Here is a 19,894-nt window from a genome sequence, read left to right on the forward strand (position 1 = left end):
ATGTGCCATGATGTTCTCCGTCCACAGCTCCGCTGAAAACTTATAAATTCTATCAAAAAATGCGTCCCTCTCCGTGTTACTGGATGAGGACGCCTTAAATAAACAGATTTTCAGAAAAAAATCATGCTCTCTAAACACCTTCCTATCTCCCGTAGGGTACTACTGTGTTTGTTAAACCTGGCAGGTCTCCTGGCTCCAGAATCATGGTCATTGCAGCTCCTTCCCGGTCTAAACCAGTGGATTATCGCTACTGGACTCCTCTGTTACAGTGGCGGGACCGCGCCGGTATTACACCGAACTTCCCTATTAAGCTTCCACCCTGACGGGCAAAGCACCAAGTTCCACATATTCAATTACACTTCTGTATCAGTTTAGCGGGACGACGAATAATGATCAAAACTTTTCTTTTAAATTTGAAACACTAGATGCGTCTAATCTCGAATTCTCGAACCCTTCGGAGACACACCCATAACACGCTTAAACATCTTTGAAAATAATAATGGGTCCGTATAACCCACCGAATGGGCTACTTCACTAACGGAAAGTCCGGGGTTCTGAAGAAGATCGGCAGCACGATTCATACGGTACTCCAGAAAAAATGACTGTAGCGACTTGCCGTATCGTTCCTTGAACAATCCCGACAGATATGTGCGGTCCAGCCCCACGGCGTGGGCAATATCCAGAATGGAGGTCCGCTGGCTGTACCTGTTCTCCATAAACTGAACTGCCTGCCTGATGTACTCTTCTTTGTTCGAAAGAAGCTGTCCCTCCTCTTCCTCTACCGGTGACGATGAGATCAACTCCGCTATCAGGCGGTACAAGAGACTCTGGTTCATCACATCCCCTCCCGAATACGTGGAGGCCTGAACCATTTCTGAGTACAGGCGCTCCATTGTATTCGTATCACGGGCATCATACACTGGATGCTCCAGGCTCAATCGGGCACGTTGCATGAATGCCTTGGCTTGCACACCTTTGAATCCAAACCACGAATACGTCCAGGGATCCTTTGGATCTGCCTCATAATGAATAAGCGTGTCCGGAAGTATGACAAAGCCCTGTCCCTCGCTAAGTTGGTATTCCTGATCCCCCATGTACACGGTGCCCCGTCCTTCATGGATGTAGTGCACAATGTAAGAATCACGTACACCCGGTCCCCAATAATGCGCAGGGTCACATGCCTCCCACCCAAAAAACAACAACATCAGCTCCATCTGTGTCCAGCCTGCGGGAACCACATTCATCTCAATGCGACTCATTTTTCTCCCTCCATCCTGACTTCGTTCCGCTTACCTCTTCATTTAATCTAATTTATATTATAACAGCTAAAATACTTCTATATTAGTTGAAAGCGGGAACAAAAATGGGATTATGACATGTTTGAAAGGGGTTGAGCCATAGTTATATGCGCCGAATCGGCCTATAGTTGGGTTACAACATTTTTCAGGGAGGCTAAACTTAAATGAATAAAATTACGTTTCTCGGTGCAGGCAGCACCGTCTTTGTTAAAAATGTGTTGGGTGATGTCATGATGACCGAAGCACTGCAGGATTTTGAGCTGGCATTGTTTGATATCGATGCTGAACGTCTGAGCGATTCAGAGCGTTTGCTGACCAGTCTGGCCCGTTCACTCGGAAGTCGTTGCGTTGTGAACGTATATCATGATCGCAAAGAAGCGCTGCGCGGGGCCAAATATGTCATCAACGCCATCCAGGTCGGTGGATATGATCCATGTACCATTACGGACTTTGAGATTCCGAAGAAATACGGACTGCGTCAAACAATTGCTGATACACTCGGTATCGGCGGAATTTTCCGTAATCTGCGGACGATTCCGGTTATGCTGGATTTTGCCCGAGATATGCAGGAAGTATGTCCGGATGCATGGTTCCTGAACTATACCAACCCAATGGCCGTGCTTACCAACGTCATGAACGTACATGGTGGGATCAAAACCGTAGGATTGTGTCATAGTGTGCAGGTATGTGTACCACATCTGTTTGATGCACTGGGGATCGATCAGACGGGTGTCGTAGCCAAAATTGCAGGCATCAACCACATGGCATGGCTGCTCGAAGTTACCAAAGACGGGCAGGATCTGTACCCCGAGATTAAACGTCTGGCGAAAGAAAAACAGAAGGAACAGCATGACGACATGGTTCGTTATGAACTGATGCAGCGTTTTGGCTATTATGTAACGGAATCCTCCGAGCACAATGCTGAGTACCACCCTTACTTCATCAAAACGGAATTACCCGGAGTTGATTGAACGCTTCAACATTCCATTGGATGAGTATCCACGCCGCTGTGTGAACCAGATTGAAGGCTGGAAAGAAATGCGTACCAAGCTTTTTGCCAGCGAAAATATTGAACATACCCGCAGCCGTGAATACGCATCGCATATTATCGAAGCGATGGAGACGAATAACCCGTACAAGATTGGCGGAAACGTTATGAACAACGGACTGATCACCAACCTGCCTCGCGAGGCTTGTGTTGAGGTACCTTGTTTGGTGGATGGATCAGGAATCAGCCCTACGTACATTGGGGATCTGCCTCCACAACTCGCGGCATTGAACCGGACAAACATCAACACACAACTGCTAACAATTGAAGCGGCAATCACTGGCAAAAAAGAACATATCTATCATGCCGCCATGCTTGATCCACACACGGCTGCCGAGCTGTCTATCGATGACATCGTAGCGATGTGTGATGAGTTGATTGAGGCTCACGGTGACTGGTTGCCAAAATACACGTCATAATATAAAAGCACCGTTTCCTTTGCAGCTAAAAGGGGACGGTGCTTTTATTCATTTCATAGCGCTCATCTGCTGAGTCGTGCATCGCATCTCTTATAATAAACGCCACGCACACTTAAACCTTATTCGGCAGGGAGCAAAAAGCGATAACCAATGCCCGGCTCCGTCTGAATATATCGGGGATTCGCCGGATCTTCCTTTAATTTTTTACGCAGATGTCCCACATATACCCGGAGGTAATGACTGTCAGACTCATGATGATGCCCTCCCCATACTTGCTGCAAAAGCTGACGCTGGGTGATGATCTTTCCCGCATTGGAAGCGAGCACCTTCAGCATCTCATATTCCGTTGGGGTTAATTTGACCAAAGTTCCCTCCAGTTCGACCTGCCTTTGGGCCAGATCAATCGTAAGTGATCCGAAGCGCAATATGGGCTCATCTGTCGTTTTGGCTACATGACGCAGCGCAACCCGAATACGAGCGATCAACTCACCCATCCCGAAGGGTTTCGTCACATAATCATCTGCACCACCATCCAGCGCAGAAATTTTATCTCCCTCCTGATCCTTCGCTGTCAACACGATAATCGGCACCTGTGACCATTCACGAATCCGGCGAAGCACCTCCATACCGGACATGCCCGGCAAACCGAGATCAAGGATGATCAGATCCGGATGTACAATGCTGGCCTGAATGACACCCTCTTCGCCATCCCCGCACTCGTGGAGTTCGAATTGGTGTGCCTGAAGGGTGACCTTGAGCAATTTGCGAATCTGCGGCTCATCATCGATCACCAGTATGCGAGCCCCTAGCGGTGCATTCATGTTATTCTTCAACCTCTCCTTGTTCTGAATAGGGAAACCGTGATCCGTGAGCCTCCATGGGAATATCTATGCGCATTCTCGTTCCCCCGCCCGGATTCGGCTCTGCCACAATGGTACCTCCGTGGACTTCCACAATGCCTTTGCAGATCGCCAGACCAAGCCCCGTTCCTGTGACATGCTGAGTCGACTCCGAGCGATAGAACTTATCAAATATACGTATTCTTTCCGCTTCCGGTATACCGATGCCTTGATCAGCTACCCAGATCGTCAATTGACTCGGACTTCTATCACTCGCCACAATGATGACAATCAGGCTCTCATCGGGTGAGTATTTGATGGCGTTGCTGACGATGTTGACCAGTACCTGCTCCAGCAATACTTCATCTCCGTAAATGAACACCGGATCATCAGGAAGCTCAACTTGAATGTTGCGATGCGGACTGAATTCCCGAACCTGTGTCAGTACAACGCTGATCATGTCCCCCACGTCACACCATTTCCGATTCAGTTGCAACATGCCGCTCTCCAGCCGAACCATGCCCAGCAGATTTGTGACGAGACGATTCATACGCATGGCCCCATCCCGAATGTTGCCTGTTAATTCTCTCCGATCCTCGGGTGTAAAAAGAGTATCATTCTCCAACAATCCCGTAGCCGAGCCGATAATGGCGGTTAGGGGAGTACGCAATTCATGAGAAACAGAGTCCAGCAGCGCTGTACGTATGCGCTCCGATTCGGCAGTGATCTGTGCCAATCGGGCCTCTTCCGCCAACTTCACTCGGGCAATAGCACCTGCGGCCAGTCCACCGCATGCCTCCAACAGACGAAGCTGTTCTTGCTGCTCATGAACCTCACCAGCGTCCATGCTCACAGCGAGCACGCCATGGATCTGCTCCTCTGTGCGTAGCGGCACGTAAAGTCCGGGAGATTCCCGTAAAGCGGATGATCCCTTACCAGCAATCTGTCCGTGATGATACACCCATTTGGCAATGGCAATCTCTGACTCTCCATCCCCCCACCCATCCTTCTCCCCTTCTGATGCGGATGCGGAAGAGTTTGTAACCATCAGATCACCCTGTTTATCCGGAAGATACACAGCCGTCGGCTTACCCAGGGTAAGCGATACTTGGGTTGCAATGTTAACCAGCAACGTATTCAGATCTGTAATGGCTGTCATCTGACGACTCAATGCGTACAGGGAGTTAGTCGTGGCCTCACGTGATTTTACCATCTCCAGTTGTTGTCTCAATCGACCCGCAAGACTCGCCGTCAGGATCGCCACCGCAAGATACACGACAAAGGAGATGAGATATCTCAGATCTTCAACCGTAAAGCTCAGATATGGTGGTACAAAAAAGAAGTCAAACATAATGACGCTAAAACTCGCGGCATATATAGCTGGTCCCATTCCCCAATACACGGCACTCACCAGTACGGGAAATAGGTATATCAGCGCTACATTAACCAAATCACCACTCATGCCGATGGGATGAAGCAGCAAGGTTAGCAGCGTCACCCCGAGGGTCACCCATACATATGCCGGAACCCGTTTCCCATGGGATGCCCGCGTTTCTTTTTTTATTCGTTCAGACAACATCCATTCACATCCCGCTCAGTTCATAATCGTAATCTGCAACGATCAATATATCCAGATGCCGCGACAAGCGTACAAGTCGGTTGACCACCGAGCCTGAGCCGCGGTAGCCATTCAGCCACCATACCCGTCTTGCCTGCCCGACCACCAACTGGGTTGCTCGCGCCTCCGATGCCTTTCTTGCCAAAATCCCAGGTACATCCCGCAGCTTTGGACTGTGGTGGATGTGAAATTGACCGCCAAGCCGAATCGTCAGCTGTTCCAAGGCTTCCAGATGGCATTTCACTTCGTCACTCATGGACTCACCGATGTGGATATGATGTACATGCCAGATGGCTTTTAGACGATAAGCCATACGGAATCCACGTCGGATCAGCCGCTCGGCATGACGATCACTGCTTACACATACAAAGACTGCTTCCTGTCTGCGCCAAGGTCCTCGAAGTGCGATTTTGGCCTGCTGTGCTTCAAGCCGTTCATCCACATCGTCCGCCAGTTCTCGCAGGGCAAGTTCTCGCAAGGCAATCAGATTACCGATTTTGAAGAAATTCGCAAGGGCTTGCTCGACCTTGGCAGTTGCATAGATTTTACCCTCCCTCATGCGCTGCCGCAAGGCCTGAGGCGCCACATCAATCAACTGCACCTCATCCGCCATCTGAATGATCCGATCGGGTACGGTCTCGCGGACACGAACACCTGTAATATGTTCAACGGCATCATTCAGACTTTCTAGATGCTGTACGTTCATTGTGGTAATCACCGAGATGCCTGCATTCAGCAGGAGCAGGACATCTTCATAACGCTTTTGCCGGACACTCCCGGGTACATTCGTATGTGCCAGTTCATCCACAAGCACCACTTCCGGACAAAGACGCAGAATGGCCTCTGTGTCCATCTCTTCCAGACGAGCTTCCTGATACACCCGCCGCACGCGAGGGATCACAGACAGGTGACCCATCTGCTCCACGGTTTCCGCCCGCCCATGTGTCTCCAGCAAGCCGATCTGCACATCGATGCCCTTGCGGAGCAAATCATTGCCTTCCCGCAGCATCATGTAGGTTTTGCCTACACCTGGTGCAGCTCCGATATATATTTTGAATGTGCCACGCTGAATCTGACCAATCTGTTCCTTCATTTCCTGCTCGCTTAGTCTGCGGTATGTCAGCGACTCCACATCGTTAACTTTAGCCGGAACCACACGTTCACCCTCCAGGGCCGCTCGATCAGCAACCAGAAACAAATCAACACCACGTAACCTGCGCAGCAACGAGTTAACAACGGGCCCTTGCCAGAGTTCCTGCCAGCGCGTACGCCGGGAGTGTCCCATCACAATCCGGGTAATCTGGTGCTCCATGGCGTAACGCGCCAGCGTAGACGGGATGTTGCGACGGTGTAATATAGATAGCTCCTCCATATGGCCGCCAAACTTCTCCACCAGCTTGATCATATTGCGTCGAAATAAGGTTGCCTCCTTGGTTAATGGCTGCTTCATATTCCGAAAAACCACGGCGCACAGATCACCATTCAATCTTTTGGCAATCTGTTGTCCACGCCGTATATAGATGGAGCCGTTCCAATGATATTGGGTGGATACCAGAATCCGCTCCATGATGCCTGTCGTGACGGTAATTCCCATCTCCTCCCGATGCTCACGCAGGGATTCATTCACCCCTTCTGCCACCAATCTCAGGGCCAGTTCGCGCAGAATACCCAGATTGCCTTGACGAAAAACAGCTTCTCCCTCATGCCCCTGCAAATGACCCTCTGCAAGACGGTTCAGTATCGTTTCCGGCGTGACGTCTATCAGCTTCACTTCATCCGCAAGCTCCAATGTATCGGCAGGCACCGTATATTCTGCTGCGATCCCCGTAAGTTGTCGTGCCAGCTCGGTATACCCTTCCAGCTCATACACATTCACCGTTGTCATGACACTGATGTTGTTTCGGAGCAAGAACTGAATGTCCTCCAGCCGGGTAGCATAGCGAGCGCCTTCTCTGTTGCGATGTGCCAAACCATCCACCAGCACAACCTCCGGATTACGCGCCATTAGTGCATCCAAGTTCAGATCCTTCATCTCTACATCATCACTCTGGCGCACCCAGTGAATGCTTGGAATCCTTTCGAGTGCGCCAAGTTGCTCCACCGTTTCCGGTCTGCGCATCGTGGACACGGCACAGATGACCACATCAATGCCCTGTTGGCGCGACGTGTTCCCTTCCCGCAGCATGTGATACGTTTTGCCCGATCCGCTGACTGGGCCGATGTAGATTTTGAGCGTACCCTGCTGCAGCTTCGTAATCATCTTCAGCATCTCTTCCGGTGACTTGCGCTTGAAGCTGTCTTCCATCCGTCCTCTCCCCCTTTCTTATTAAAATATGAAGAAAAAATAGAGAAAGCCCCTCCCGATATATCGTGAGCAGGCTAATATGTTCGTTCGTTAGTTCAGAGTTCTGCTGTCAGCGCCATATTCAGAGCCGTTACATTTACACGCGGCTCCCCGAATATACCCATTTGCCGGCCTTCCGTATGCTCATTTACAAGTTGCATAAGCTGCTGTTCACTAATTCCCGTAGCTTCGCTAATGCGCGGGATCTGTGCCTCAGCGGCTTCGGGAGAGAGATCCGGGTCAAGTCCAGAGCCTGAACCCGTCACGAGATCAGCAGGGATCTGCTGCAGTCCCGGGTTTCCCTGCTGGAGCTGAGCCATCTTTTCCTTCATCTCGCTGATATACTCCTCTGAAGCTACGGCGCGATTTGAACCGGCTGAAGCCGTTGGGTCATAACTGGCATTCGATGCCCGGGGCTGGAACAGCCCCGGCGATTGGATTTCCTGCGCCAGCAGTGACGATCCGATGATTTCCTCATCTTGCGTAATCAGACTGCCGTTCGCCTGCGCAGGAAAGAGAAGTTGGGCTACTCCAGTTGTTACAAGCGGGTAGATTAGGCCGCATATCAGCATAAGCACAACGGATAACCGTACGGCGGGCAAGAACATGTTCATACAGATCACTTCCTGAATTCATTAGGATAAAAGAACAATTTTGATAAGCGTTGTTATCTCTTTAAAGAATCCCCGAAAGTACCATGTCAATCAGCTTAATGCCGATGAAAGGTACAATCACACCGCCTACGCCATAGATGAACACATTGCGACCAAGCAGTCGTTCGGCTGACATCGCCCGGTACTTAACCCCTTTCATCGCGATGGGAATAAGCAGTGGAATAATAATGGCGTTGAAGATCAGCGCCGACAGGATCGCGGACTGCGGCGAAGCCAGATTCATAATATTCAGCGCCTGAAGCTGCGGCATGGCGAGAATAAACATGGCTGGAATGATGGCAAAATATTTCGCGATATCATTGGATATCGAAAAGGTTGTGAGTGCGCCGCGTGTAATCAGCAGCTGCTTGCCAATGGAGACTACTGACAATAATTTGGTCGGGTCAGAGTCCAAATCAATCATGTTGGCCGCTTCTTTGGCCGCCATGGTGCCCGAATTCATCGCCAGGCCCACATCGGCCTGCGCCAGAGCAGGAGCATCGTTGGTACCGTCGCCCGTCATGGCGACGAGTTTGCCCTCCTGCTGCTCTTTTTTGATCGCCGCAATCTTGTCCTCGGGCTTCGCTTCGGCAATAAAATCATCCACGCCTGCTTCCAGCGCTATGGTCGCTGCGGTTAACGGATTATCGCCTGTACACATAATGGTCTTGATGCCCATGGCGCGCATCTCAGCGAACTTCTCTTTTAGCCCTGGCTTCACAGTGTCTTTCAGATAGATCACACCGTAGATTCGTTGATCGATGGCCACAGCTAGCGGTGTACCTCCGGCCTTCGCGATACGGTTGGCGATCTCATCCAGATCACCCGGTATACGGCCTCCTTCAGAAGCAATATATCTTTTGATCGCATCCACCGCACCTTTACGAATCTTCATTCCGCTACTCAGATTCAGACCGGACATCCGGGTCTCTGCCGTGAACTCCACATTTTCCGCATTTGCATACTCCGTCTCAGACCAGCTCTGACCTTGTTTGCCTGCCAGTTCCACAACAGAACGTCCTTCCGGGGTCTCATCTCGCACAGAAGCCTGTAAAGCAGCTTGCGTCATCTCTGATGAAGTAATGCCCTGAACGGGAATAAACTCAGATGCCATGCGGTTTCCGTATGTGATCGTTCCTGTTTTGTCCAGAATCAACGTATCGATATCCCCGGCCGCTTCCACCGCTTTACCTGACATGGCGAGCACATTAAACTGCGTAACACGGTCCATCCCGGCAATACCAATGGCAGACAGTAATCCACCAATTGTGGTTGGGATCAAGCAAACGAGCAGTGCGATCAGGGTTGCCAGATCCAGTCGAATGCCCAGGTAATTCGCCATTGGAACCATTGTCAGGATGACAATTAGAAAGATCAGAGTTAATACGGCGAGCAGGGTTGTCAGCGCAATTTCATTTGGTGTTTTCTGGCGCTGAGCACCCTCAACCAGAGAGATCATCCGGTCAAGGAATGACTCACCCGGATCGGTCTGAACACGCATGACGATATAATCGGACACGACACGTGTACCTCCGGTAACGGAGGAGAAATCGCCTCCTGCTTCCTTGATAACCGGTGCGGATTCTCCCGTAATGGCCGATTCATCAATGGAGGCCAAGCCTTCCATAATTTCACCGTCTGTCGGAATCAGTTCACCGACTTCCACACGGACCATATCGCCTTTTTTCAAATGGGTCGAAGACACTTGCCGGATTCTTCCATCCTTCTGTACCAGATTGGCCAGGGTGTCTGACTTCGTCTTGCGTAACGTATCGGCCTGCGCCTTGCCTCTACCTTCTGCAAGTGCCTCCGCGAAATTAGCGAACAGCAGTGTGAACAGCAAAATGAAAAACACGGCGATGTTGTACCCGCGCCCAGCCTCGGATGCGGTGAAGAGATCGGGATTAATGCATAATAAGAGCGTAATGAATGTACCAATCTCGACAATAAACATGACCGGATTTTTAATCATGACCACCGGATTTAGCTTTTTGAACGCATCGAGTGAAGCCTGAAGTATCATATCCTTGCTTAACGACCGTTTCGATCCGGGATCACGTTGAATATTACCTCGGTTGTTATCCGGCTCATTGCCCTTCGTTCTAAACATTTCTGTATCCATGTGTTGCATCGTCTGCTCCTTCTTTCGTTCGACTGCATTCATCGTGCACTGCCACCTCCGTACGTTACGTCCTTATACCAATTCCTCTGTTGCTCCCCTGTTATATCCCTCATTGAATCATCGCCAGATGCTCTGCAATCGGTCCAAGCGCAAGCGACGGGAAGAACGTAAGCGCGCCGACAACAACGATCATCATGACCAAGATGCCAGCAAATAAAGGCGTGTGTGTACGCAGCGTACCTGTAGTTACCGGTACAACCCGTTTCGTAGCGAGTGAACCCGCTATGGCCAGCATGGCGATCATCGAAACGTACCTTCCCAGCAGCATAACGATACCAATCGCAATGTTGTAAAAGTCTGTATTGGCATTTAGTCCGGCAAAAGCCGATCCATTATTGGCCGCACCTGAGGCAAAAGCATAGAGAACCTCAGTCAGACCATGCATGCCCCCATTCGAGATGGACGCAACGGTTTCAGGCCGCATAAGCGCGAGTGCCGTTGGCGCAAGAATAATCAAAGGATGAATGAGCAACGCAATGGAAGCGAGCTTCACCTCTTTGCCCTCAATTTTTTTGCCCAGAAACTCAGGTGTGCGTCCCACCATCAATCCACAGATAAACACAGCCAAAATCACATACAACAGTCCGTTGATCAGCCCTACCCCTTTGCCACCAAACACGTTATTGAGCATCATCTGAGCCAGTGATACCATGCCTCCAAGTGGAGTGAGCGACTCGTGCATATTATTGACCGAACCTGTTGTAGCCGCTGTCGTGACCGCCGTGAATAAAGCCGATTCGGATATGCCGAACCTGACCTCTTTCCCCTCCATATTGCCCTGAAGGCCTGCTGCATCCAACGCGGGTACACCGCGATATTCGGAGACAAAGACTGTGGTCAACATCACAAGGAAAAGAAAACTCATCGCTGCGAACAATGCCCAACCCTGCTTCCGGTTATTGACCATCAAGCCGAAGGCGTATACCAGTGCCGTTGGCAGCAGCATCATGCAGACGATATGCACCAGATTGCTCAGGGCCGTCGGATTCTCGAATGGATGTGCAGCATTGGTTCCAAACCAGCCACCACCGTTGGTGCCAATGTGTTTGATCGACTCCAGAGAGGCGACCAGTCCACGTGAGATGGTCTGCTGCGCGCCTTCCAGCGTGGTTGCGTTCACCGCTCCCTCAAGCGTCTGAGGCACACCCTGGAACACGAGGAACAGAGCCACGATGAAACTCAGCGGTAAAAAAATACGTGTAATCGACCGTACAAGGTCGACGTAAAAGTTCCCCAGTTCATCCCGGCGGCCTACCAGCCCGCGAATGAACGCAATGGCTACTGCGAATCCCGTCGCTGCCGACGTAAACATCGGAAACGTCACGGCCAGCATCTGTGACAGATACGACAGGGCATTCTCGCCCGTATACGACTGCCAGTTCGTATTGGTCATGAAAGATACGGCCGTATTAAATGCCTGCGCCGCTGGCATATTGCCGATTCCATCCGGGTTAAGTGGCAAATACTTTTGCAGCCGCAGCACCAGAAACATCAATACCAACATTACAAAGTTGGAGAGGAGAACGGCCGTGAGGTACTTTTTCCACCCCATGGATTCGTTCTCTCGTACTCCCATCACTCGAAAGAGCAGTCGCTCTGATCCACCAAAAACGCGATCCAGCCCCGTTCGCTGTCCATCAAACACGTTCACTACATATTTTCCCACCGGTTTCACCAGCAGCAGGATGATCAGCAGCGTCACTGCTACTTGCACTACACCGATACCCATATCCGCATTTCCTCCCTATTCGACGTTCCCTCGTTCCCGTATTACGCACATCGTCAGCATCAGAATTTCTCCGGCTTCACCAGCACATAACCGAGATAAATCACCAGTGCGAGCACAATCATGCCGATGACGATCATCTGGCTTCCCCCTCTCTACCCTCAAGCCTTTTCGCAGAATTTCACAAATCCCCAAAACACCGCAAACAGCAGCACCACCAATCCAATCATCGTGGCATCATTCACCATGCGCCCTTCCTCCCTCTCTCTACCGTTCTCTGCACCTTGCTACATGTAAAATCGTAATACGAAACGCTGTAAAAAAGGGGTAAAGAAATGCCTCTACAGGTGTAAAAAAAGCGTAAAAAAGACCCGCTCTCCTCAGCTAGGGGCTGAAAAGAACGGGTCTATGATCTTTTTATACGGAGCAATCCATTACGTACCAATCTATTACCTACCAGTCATTTCAAGAGCTACGTGTAGGCATTTCCCTAACATTTTTAATACTAGTTTGTGGCTTGTTCGTCATGTACTTGTTAAAAAAGTCGGTGTTTATTCCTGTCATATGATGAAAGAAGGAAGTTTCCACTTTCCAATCCTCCTCAATCATATAACGGATATCCACAAGACCTTTATTGGAAAGCAGGTCAATAATGGTTTTAATTCGCATCGGCTTTTGAAGTGGAATCTCCCTGTCGAAAGGCTCCTTTTCCAGATATCCTCTTCGGTGCATCGCCGCATAGAAATTACGATGATCCTTAGCTTCCATCATTCCTAGATGTGCTGCTCTGTATCCCAGCACTTGTAGGGAAGTCTTCCATTTATTTTTCAAATCAAGATATTGATCGGGATTCGTCTTATAAGTGATTTCATTCATGTCCGATGAAAACTCTTCTTCGGGCAATAAAAATGCACCCGCAAACAGATTAGCTTCATTTTCAATCAATTTGTGTTCTTTTCGATCCAGATTGACAAATTCAAGACGATAATGAAGCAACAAATGACCAAGCTCATGTGCAATATCGAAATTCCTGCGAACCGCAGAACGTTTGATGTTGCCCAGTATGATAAACGGACGATCATTTCGTGTCCAAAGGCTGTACGCATCAATTTCTTCACCAATCGCTTTTTCAAAAACATATACACCACTTTTTTCGATCCGGAACATCAGGTTCTCATTCGTGGATGGCTCCATATTCAGCCGTTGTCTCGCAAGATGGGCAACATAATGGATCTGAGTCGTACGATCATCGTCTGTATGGTTCATATACTCAATTGCCTCTTCCCGCAATTGGATAATATTCAGTGTGGGAAGGCTGATCTGAGCAGTAATATAATTAATGAACGTGTCCAGATATTCTACATGCTTTGCTTCTGTCTGTGTCTTGGATATCACATTCATCACTTTCGAACGATAGGCAATGTTCATAACATCAATGTTGGCTGCGTTATTACGCTGTGTAAGCATATCTTTCGTATAAAAATACTTGCTTTTCACACTGAAAATGCGTTTCAACTCATTCACAATTGGCACCTTCGGAGAGGTATACGCATTTTCATATTGCCAGACTGCTTGTTCTGTCACACCTAATTGTTCGGAGAGCTGTTTTCTCGAATACCCATGCATGATCCGCAAATTGGTCAAATTTTCACCAACGAACATGCTGCTCCCTCCTTACTGAACGACACAGGGAATCACCCCCGCTGTTCTCCTTCCAAAATTTCAATATCATAAGCTGCCGGATCAACGATATCTTCCACATCAGGCGTAAGCGCCTCCCGTTCACTATCATCCAGTTCAGCACCAGAGATGAGGTCTGATAAATCTTCTATAAAATAAGCGATATTATCATGCGGATTAGGCAGATAATGCTGAACCTTCGAAATTTGGTATGCATCATCAATAGCATAAGTGAGTATATGAAACTCATTATATGTAGATGCAAGATGTTCAAGTTCTTCTTTCACACGGCTGACCTGACTCTCTGAGATTGGAAAAGAAAGTTGCTCAACCCTCTCCAACTCACCATGTTCATTACGGCGTTGTTGAATCAACGAAAATTCCAGATCGTTATTAATCTTGGAGAGATCGTGTAAATAGGTACGGAAAGCACCTTTGTTGTCAACGCCCGTAGGTAGCTTGGCACTGGAAAAACTATTCTCATTAAAGTAGGCTGCGTTTTTTATCAGAAATAGAACTTTTGATTCTTCATGTGTGAACTGGAGATAATCCCATGTTAAACCTGCTTTGGATTTCTTGTGAGTGAATCCTTGTTCACTGCAATAATCTGCGATTTTGCTCTCAATAAAATTCCCCTTTGTCCAGGCAAAGGCTGAACTAATCTTCATGTTTCTCTTCCGATCTTTACGGTGATCAATATATTCGCGGTATCCTTCAACAATAGCATCAACAAGCATCTGACTATGTTCCGACTTGAACTTATATTGTTCCATATAGATCACTCCGATTCATAAATATGAAGACAAGTTATATTTTAATCGAAGTTCGTGTGCAAAGATATGATTTTTTTTAATATTTTTAAAGTAAACCTATCTCATACACTTCATCCAAATGGATTTTGTGCCCACTGCAATAATCTCTTTTTTGTTATTTTGCCATGGGAGGTATGATTGACAACTTGCCCCTGATCGAGCAGAAGCACCTGTGGTGACTCATGATGAACCTCTGTCTCTTCCGCAATATGGCGGGACAACGAACGATTTTCAATCACTTTGACGATGCGGTAATCCATGGGTTGTTTGGGATCTGATGCATGGGTGCCTACAAACGCCATAAACTCTCTGTACGCTCTCGCACTGGTTGGACAAGTTGTGCTGTGTTTCAGGATAAGCACCGGATGATCCTGCGAGCGATGAAGCGCGTCTTCCCAGTCATCTGGTTTGTGCAATTCACGGACATATTCGCTGAGCATATGTTCCGAGTCTGACCCTGCACGTTTGCTAACCACCGAACCGATCACAATGCCAAGCGCCACGCCAAAAGCAATCCCGAGTCCAAGTTGCTTTGTAGCCGTACCAATACTGACTCCCATGGCAACACCTATAGCAAGCCATACGGCTTGATGATTCACCTTTTTATCCATGCAGATCTTCCCTTCACGAAATATGTATATCAAGGCTTTATAAGTTGAACTAACTATTTACATGATAACGGAGAGGACAGAAAAAACCTGAAAAAGCGAAGCGTTCGCGTTTATCACCGGATTTTCCCTTAGGAAAAGGGAATCAGAAAAATCTGGGGATAACAGCGGTTGGAAGGTTGTTCTGTCATCGTAGTATCTGTGTAAATAATCTTTAGTTCAATATATATAGTAACAACTTCCCACCGTATATTCTGATGAAATTATAGCATAGCCTTCTGCGAGCAGGCTTTGATAATCTTCATCTCCGAGTACAGATTTCAGCGTTTCGATTTATGCAAAATGCTCATTTGTGATACACTGGTTGTAATTTGGAAACGATGAACATGAAGAATGGATTGGAAGGGCGGAAATTCCATATGACATACGCATTTATGATTGAACCGCAGGATTTTATTGCGCTGGATAACGAAGACGAGCTGATTGAGAAATGTCAGGAGTGGGGCCTGCTTTCGGGTAAAGCGACCAAACTCAAAACGTTCTATTATAAAGGAAACGGATTAAACATGCCGTGCACCATCATTGGATATGTGGATCACATGGCAGCCGTTATTCAACTGGATAATGGACAAAAGCATTGTATTCACCCGTCTTATCTGAAGGAAATGCAAGCGTCCAGTTACAGTGCCAGAAGCATAAGTAATGCCGGTTCAGATCGAAGCACAGAACCCTCAATTTCGGATACAGTTGCACCAGTTACCCCTGCTGATGTTGCGCCAACTCCTGATGCCCTGGCTAACCCGGATAAAATTCCGGCGGATCTGGATGATTCGGACGATACGGACACAGATGAATTCTCCTCGGGGCTGAAGGGTGATCCGGACGGGCTGGTGGAAGAGTATGTTGGACCTCAGACCGGGGCAGCCAATGAAGCCAAACCCAAAGCCAAAACAGCGAGCAAAGCCGAATCCGTCAAGATTGATCTGCCAGAAGGCAAAGTGAAGATGAGTGCTGTTGTCAAAGAATTCACCACCGTACCGAATCACTTCTCGGACAATGACGATGAAGTCATTATCTATGAAGCAGTTACCATCACGGAGCCAGACGTCATCGATGTTGGGGAAGCCTGGTCAAGCCACAGTGCTACGGTTAAGAAACAAGAACTGGAAGTGGGAGATGTTATCACGTTTGAAGCAAAAATTATCAAGAAGAAGCTGACACGTAACCCGGTTCCCTATAAAATCAACAATCCTTCCAAGATTCAAAAGGAAGGTTAATCTCACAATCACCGCAAAAAACCTCCAAGACTGCCTGAAGCAGATCGCGGAGGTTTTTCCATTTGAAGGCTACATTTAGTGAAGAGTACGCTCTTAAGCTTGTTCCGGTGTAGCACTGATCTGAAACTGTACACCGAACTTGTCAACAACCGAACCGTAGGCTGGACTCCAGAACGTCTCTTGTATCGGCATTTTCACTTCGCCGCCATCTTGCAGTTGGTTGAAAATCGCTTTGGCTTCTTCCGCCGTATCCGTGTTCACTGTAACCGTAATATGATTACCTACAGTGTGCGGCATGCCTGGAAACGTATCAGACAACATTAATACCGAGCTGCCAATCTGCAAAGAAGCATGCATAATACGGTCTTTCGCTTCTGGCGGGATCGGGTGATTCGGGTCAGATGGACCGTCGCCAAATGTTTGAAGCGCCAGCACTTCGGCTCCAAATGCCTTTTGATAAAATTCTACCGCTTCACGTCCATTACCGTCTGTTACCAGATACACATTCAAGCTGATCGACATGCGTTCTTCATCTCCTTGGGCTCATGTAATTATACGATTCACGCCACTTGCGACATGAGTATATATGAACAGGTTGTCCTTTGACAAGCGTATATTTTCTCACTACTTCTGTTGGACCATTACACGATTAGGGTTACCAAATAATTTTTAATCCATCCCTCTCCACTACTTCTTGCGCTTGCGTATATAATAGAGAACCGTGATCAGAACACCCGGAACCAGTGCTGCAAAACTGGCATAGATCAGGCACCATTTCAACAGGGTAAATATCGGAGTGAGTTCAGCAAGCACAGGCGTACGTTCAGGATAACGATACATGATCAGGGATGCACCTATATTTTCAAGCATGTCCATAGCCCAACCTAAGACCGGAATCAGATTCACCCAACGCCAGCGACTCTTTACCGGAAGCACGCGATAGAGTATCGATAACAGAACAACCAAGAGGGACAGATAGGCCAAGGGCCATATGAGGTCAAATGTGAATCGTGCCTGAATATAGGCGCTTCGCCCTGCTTCACCATACTGCTCAGCCATCTGATAAAGATCATTTGCAGTGTACAAAAAAGAGGTATCCGGGGACTGCCCACCACCTGTGGCTTCCTCCGACTTTGCCGCCTGCCAGGGCAGAATGAATGCAATAAAACAGGCAAAAACAACAATCGCAGCTACAACCCATTTCCAATTCACCCGCTGATAGAACCAACCTGACACTTTATTCAGCACGTTCTGTCCCCTTTCCGATAAAAAAAAGACCACTCTCCCGAATCCTGTCGGTAAAATGGTTGTGTTCAATCCTATGAAGTTATCGAGCTTGAACGATGTTATCTATTTCACTTTTCAATAAGAGGTATCGGTGAACACTTCTCATGATCGGGACCTTCGTTAGTTTGTTCTTGTCCACGTACAGTTTCATCTGGTCTTTGGTCAAACCAAGCAAACTTCCAGCTTCCGATACCGTCAACACTACCTCTGGGTTCGTAGCATTAAACGTCCTCTTTACTTTCTGATTCCAGTCCTCGAATACCTGCATAGATCAGTGACATCTCCTATCCATAGCCAGTTATTATCAGGCTGAATATATCCAGTATACCACACTTGTGCTGCTCGTAACTTAATCCTTGCGCAGAACCATATTCTGATAGGCATATTTCCTGCTTGACCCTGACGTTAACTCGAGGGTTTATACTGACTACAGGAGGGGATTAGCATGAGTATGTCACCTGAACATGTAACCAAGAAACGACGCAGCAGTGGAATTTCCATTATTGGAATGAGTTGGTTAACGATGACATTGGGTTTGTTTTTTGCTACACTCGCAGGGGAGCTTGTCGGCACTATTGGTGCTGCTGATTGGATGGTTCATCTCACCCAAGCTGTTGTCATTATTAGTATCGTCTTACCCGTATTATTCGTCATTCGAAGACACTTCCATATGAAGTCCGTTCTTCTTCCTCTGACAGGAAAAAGCATAATTCACTTGCTCTCTGGCGCATTATTTGCCACTTCTCTGGCCTTCATCGGGTTAGCGATAGCTAGTATGAACAACTGGATTACGATTACGGAGTGGCACTTCTCAGCCGAGTTCTTGCTTGCTGTCGTACTTAATAGTTGTATTGCTTTCTTGTATGAAGCTTTGCCAGAGGAACTATCCATGCGAGGCATGGTCTATGATGGATTACGCTTCAGACTGCGACTTCCTGTTTTTTTCGCTTATGTAACTCAAATCATACTCTTTCTGCTGGTTCCGATGAGTGTCAGCCTATTGCAAGAGCTCGTCGGTATGGATGCCGGAAACCGGATAACCTTGGATTATATGATCCTGCTCTTGACCTATGGTATTACGTTACAGCTTCTGCGGAGTTTGACCGGATCTTTATGGGCCTCCATCGGATTTCATATCGCTTACCTGGAAGTAGCCCGATTCGTTGTTGTGCCAGGTGATAGACCGGCATTGTTAAACTATACCGCGCAAGATAACGGGTTGGCCGAAATATTTATTTTGTATATGATGATAATCTTCGTCGGTGGGATCATTCTGGCGGCGCTCAATGCATGGCGCTGGTGGAGAATACATAAATCATGAGGGAGGGATCTGCCTGTTGTATACCGTTGGACAACTATCCAAACATACCGGAGTATCCATCCGAACACTTCATTATTATGAAAAGCTGGGTTTACTGCGACCGGCCCGTAATGAGAACAATCAGTATCGCTTATATGGTGAAAAGGATATTTTACGGCTTCAGCAGATTACCATTCTGAAGAAAATGCATTTTAAATTGAATGAGATTGGAGAATTCCTCGATCAGGATGCTGCTCGCTCTGAACCAGAGAGTACCCTCACTTTATGGAATAATACGTTGGAACAACAACTGGCCGTCGTTAAGGAACAGCAGGAGAAATTAAGCAAGGTCGAGCATCTTCTTTTTTCAACCCTATATGCCATCAGAGCCTCCGGTACAATCAGTCTGGATGAGATGTTGGGTTTCATCCGTGAACTGGATCAACCTCCGGGCAGGTTCCGTCAAGATGTTTTTACACCTGAAGAAATGGAATCGTTACCTCTGAATAATCAGAGCGATTCATTATCAATGGAATGGGCTGATATTCTTAAAGATATTCATACATGCAAGATGGAACCTCCGGATTCCGAAGCCTCACGTTTACTGGCCCTCCGAATCTCTGATTATGCTGAAAGGACTTTTCAAGGGAATGCAGAATTGGCAGAAAAATATTGGGATTATATCACCCCAGCGGATGATCAGTCAGCTCGTGTATATGGTATGACAACGGATACCATGCGTTACATCGAAATGATCCTGGACCGATGGACAGTCCAGAATCCTGATGATCAACAATAAGAGC

Annotated in this window: 17 protein-coding genes, 1 pseudogene and 1 riboswitch; of the genes and pseudogenes, 4 read left to right on the plus strand and 14 right to left on the minus strand. The window is 47.9% G+C overall.

Annotated elements, in window-relative coordinates; genetic code table 11:
- Positions 1-162: 162 nt before the first annotated feature.
- A riboswitch (cobalamin riboswitch) is annotated at positions 163-354 on the minus strand.
- A 77-nt stretch (positions 355-431) separates the two neighbouring features.
- Entirely contained in the window at positions 432-1,259 is an 828-nt protein-coding gene (locus QF041_RS19410; protein ID WP_307415364.1) for an AraC family transcriptional regulator, read from the minus strand.
- A 203-nt stretch (positions 1,260-1,462) separates the two neighbouring features.
- Between QF041_RS19410 and melA the strand changes: the two are divergent.
- Positions 1,463-2,765, plus strand: a pseudogene (melA, locus tag QF041_RS19415) (alpha-galactosidase).
- 119 nt (positions 2,766-2,884) lie between these two features.
- On the opposite strand, the gene QF041_RS19420 reads toward melA, so the two are convergent.
- The 10 genes from QF041_RS19420 to ytxJ form a co-directional block, all read right to left on the minus strand.
- The gene (locus tag QF041_RS19420) at positions 2,885-3,586 is read right to left on the minus strand and encodes a response regulator (protein WP_145326342.1); all 702 of its coding nucleotides are present in this window, start codon (positions 3,584-3,586) and stop codon (positions 2,885-2,887) included.
- A 1-nt stretch (position 3,587) separates the two neighbouring features.
- Positions 3,588-5,183, minus strand: a complete 1,596-nt coding sequence (locus QF041_RS19425; RefSeq protein ID WP_307415365.1) for a DUF4118 domain-containing protein — start codon at positions 5,181-5,183, stop codon at positions 3,588-3,590.
- 4 nt (positions 5,184-5,187) lie between these two features.
- Complete coding sequence (locus QF041_RS19430; protein WP_307415366.1) at positions 5,188-7,527, minus strand: histidine kinase; 2,340 nt, start codon at positions 7,525-7,527, stop codon at positions 5,188-5,190.
- Positions 7,528-7,622: 95 nt separating this feature from the next.
- Positions 7,623-8,180, minus strand: coding sequence for a potassium-transporting ATPase subunit KdpC (kdpC, locus tag QF041_RS19435; protein ID WP_307415367.1), 558 nt, complete (start codon positions 8,178-8,180; stop codon positions 7,623-7,625).
- Between the two features lie 61 nt (positions 8,181-8,241).
- Complete coding sequence (gene kdpB / locus QF041_RS19440) at positions 8,242-10,242, minus strand: potassium-transporting ATPase subunit KdpB (RefSeq protein WP_307417013.1); 2,001 nt, start codon at positions 10,240-10,242, stop codon at positions 8,242-8,244.
- Between the two features lie 208 nt (positions 10,243-10,450).
- Complete coding sequence (gene kdpA, locus QF041_RS19445; protein WP_373461349.1) at positions 10,451-12,130, minus strand: potassium-transporting ATPase subunit KdpA; 1,680 nt, start codon at positions 12,128-12,130, stop codon at positions 10,451-10,453.
- A gap of 59 nt (positions 12,131-12,189) precedes the next feature.
- Positions 12,190-12,267, minus strand: coding sequence for a potassium-transporting ATPase subunit F (locus QF041_RS31280; RefSeq protein WP_074096687.1), 78 nt, complete (start codon positions 12,265-12,267; stop codon positions 12,190-12,192).
- 325 nt (positions 12,268-12,592) lie between these two features.
- Positions 12,593-13,789, minus strand: coding sequence for a spr1629 family repressor/antitoxin (locus QF041_RS19450; protein ID WP_017691174.1), 1,197 nt, complete (start codon positions 13,787-13,789; stop codon positions 12,593-12,595).
- Between the two features lie 32 nt (positions 13,790-13,821).
- Positions 13,822-14,580: a spr1630 family ClpXP-sensitive toxin gene (locus tag QF041_RS19455; protein WP_307415368.1), complete on the minus strand. Its 759-nt coding sequence runs from the start codon at positions 14,578-14,580 to the stop codon at positions 13,822-13,824.
- Between the two features lie 110 nt (positions 14,581-14,690).
- The gene (ytxJ, locus tag QF041_RS19460; protein ID WP_307415369.1) at positions 14,691-15,230 is read right to left on the minus strand and encodes a bacillithiol system redox-active protein YtxJ; all 540 of its coding nucleotides are present in this window, start codon (positions 15,228-15,230) and stop codon (positions 14,691-14,693) included.
- A gap of 416 nt (positions 15,231-15,646) precedes the next feature.
- On the opposite strand from ytxJ, the gene QF041_RS19465 reads away from it, so the two are divergent.
- Positions 15,647-16,504: a hypothetical protein gene (locus QF041_RS19465; protein ID WP_307415370.1), complete on the plus strand. Its 858-nt coding sequence runs from the start codon at positions 15,647-15,649 to the stop codon at positions 16,502-16,504.
- Between the two features lie 93 nt (positions 16,505-16,597).
- On the opposite strand, the gene QF041_RS19470 is transcribed toward QF041_RS19465, so the two are convergent.
- The 3 genes from QF041_RS19470 to QF041_RS19480 form a co-directional block, all read right to left on the minus strand.
- Positions 16,598-17,026, minus strand: a complete 429-nt coding sequence (locus QF041_RS19470) for a VOC family protein (protein WP_145326348.1) — start codon at positions 17,024-17,026, stop codon at positions 16,598-16,600.
- Positions 17,027-17,191: 165 nt separating this feature from the next.
- Positions 17,192-17,752, minus strand: coding sequence for a hypothetical protein (locus QF041_RS19475; protein WP_307415371.1), 561 nt, complete (start codon positions 17,750-17,752; stop codon positions 17,192-17,194).
- 79 nt (positions 17,753-17,831) lie between these two features.
- Positions 17,832-18,059, minus strand: coding sequence for a hypothetical protein (locus tag QF041_RS19480; protein ID WP_017691180.1), 228 nt, complete (start codon positions 18,057-18,059; stop codon positions 17,832-17,834).
- 177 nt (positions 18,060-18,236) lie between these two features.
- On the opposite strand from QF041_RS19480, the gene QF041_RS19485 reads away from it, so the two are divergent.
- Both QF041_RS19485 and QF041_RS19490 read left to right on the plus strand, forming a co-directional pair.
- Complete coding sequence (locus tag QF041_RS19485) at positions 18,237-19,112, plus strand: CPBP family glutamic-type intramembrane protease (RefSeq protein WP_307415372.1); 876 nt, start codon at positions 18,237-18,239, stop codon at positions 19,110-19,112.
- Positions 19,113-19,128: 16 nt separating this feature from the next.
- Positions 19,129-19,890 (plus strand): MerR family transcriptional regulator, encoded by a 762-nt coding sequence (locus QF041_RS19490; RefSeq protein ID WP_307415373.1) that lies wholly within the window; start codon positions 19,129-19,131, stop codon positions 19,888-19,890.
- Positions 19,891-19,894: the final 4 nt, after the last annotated feature.

It is taken from the genome of Paenibacillus sp. W2I17 (genome assembly GCF_030815985.1).
Lineage (GTDB): Bacteria > Bacillota > Bacilli > Paenibacillales > Paenibacillaceae > Paenibacillus.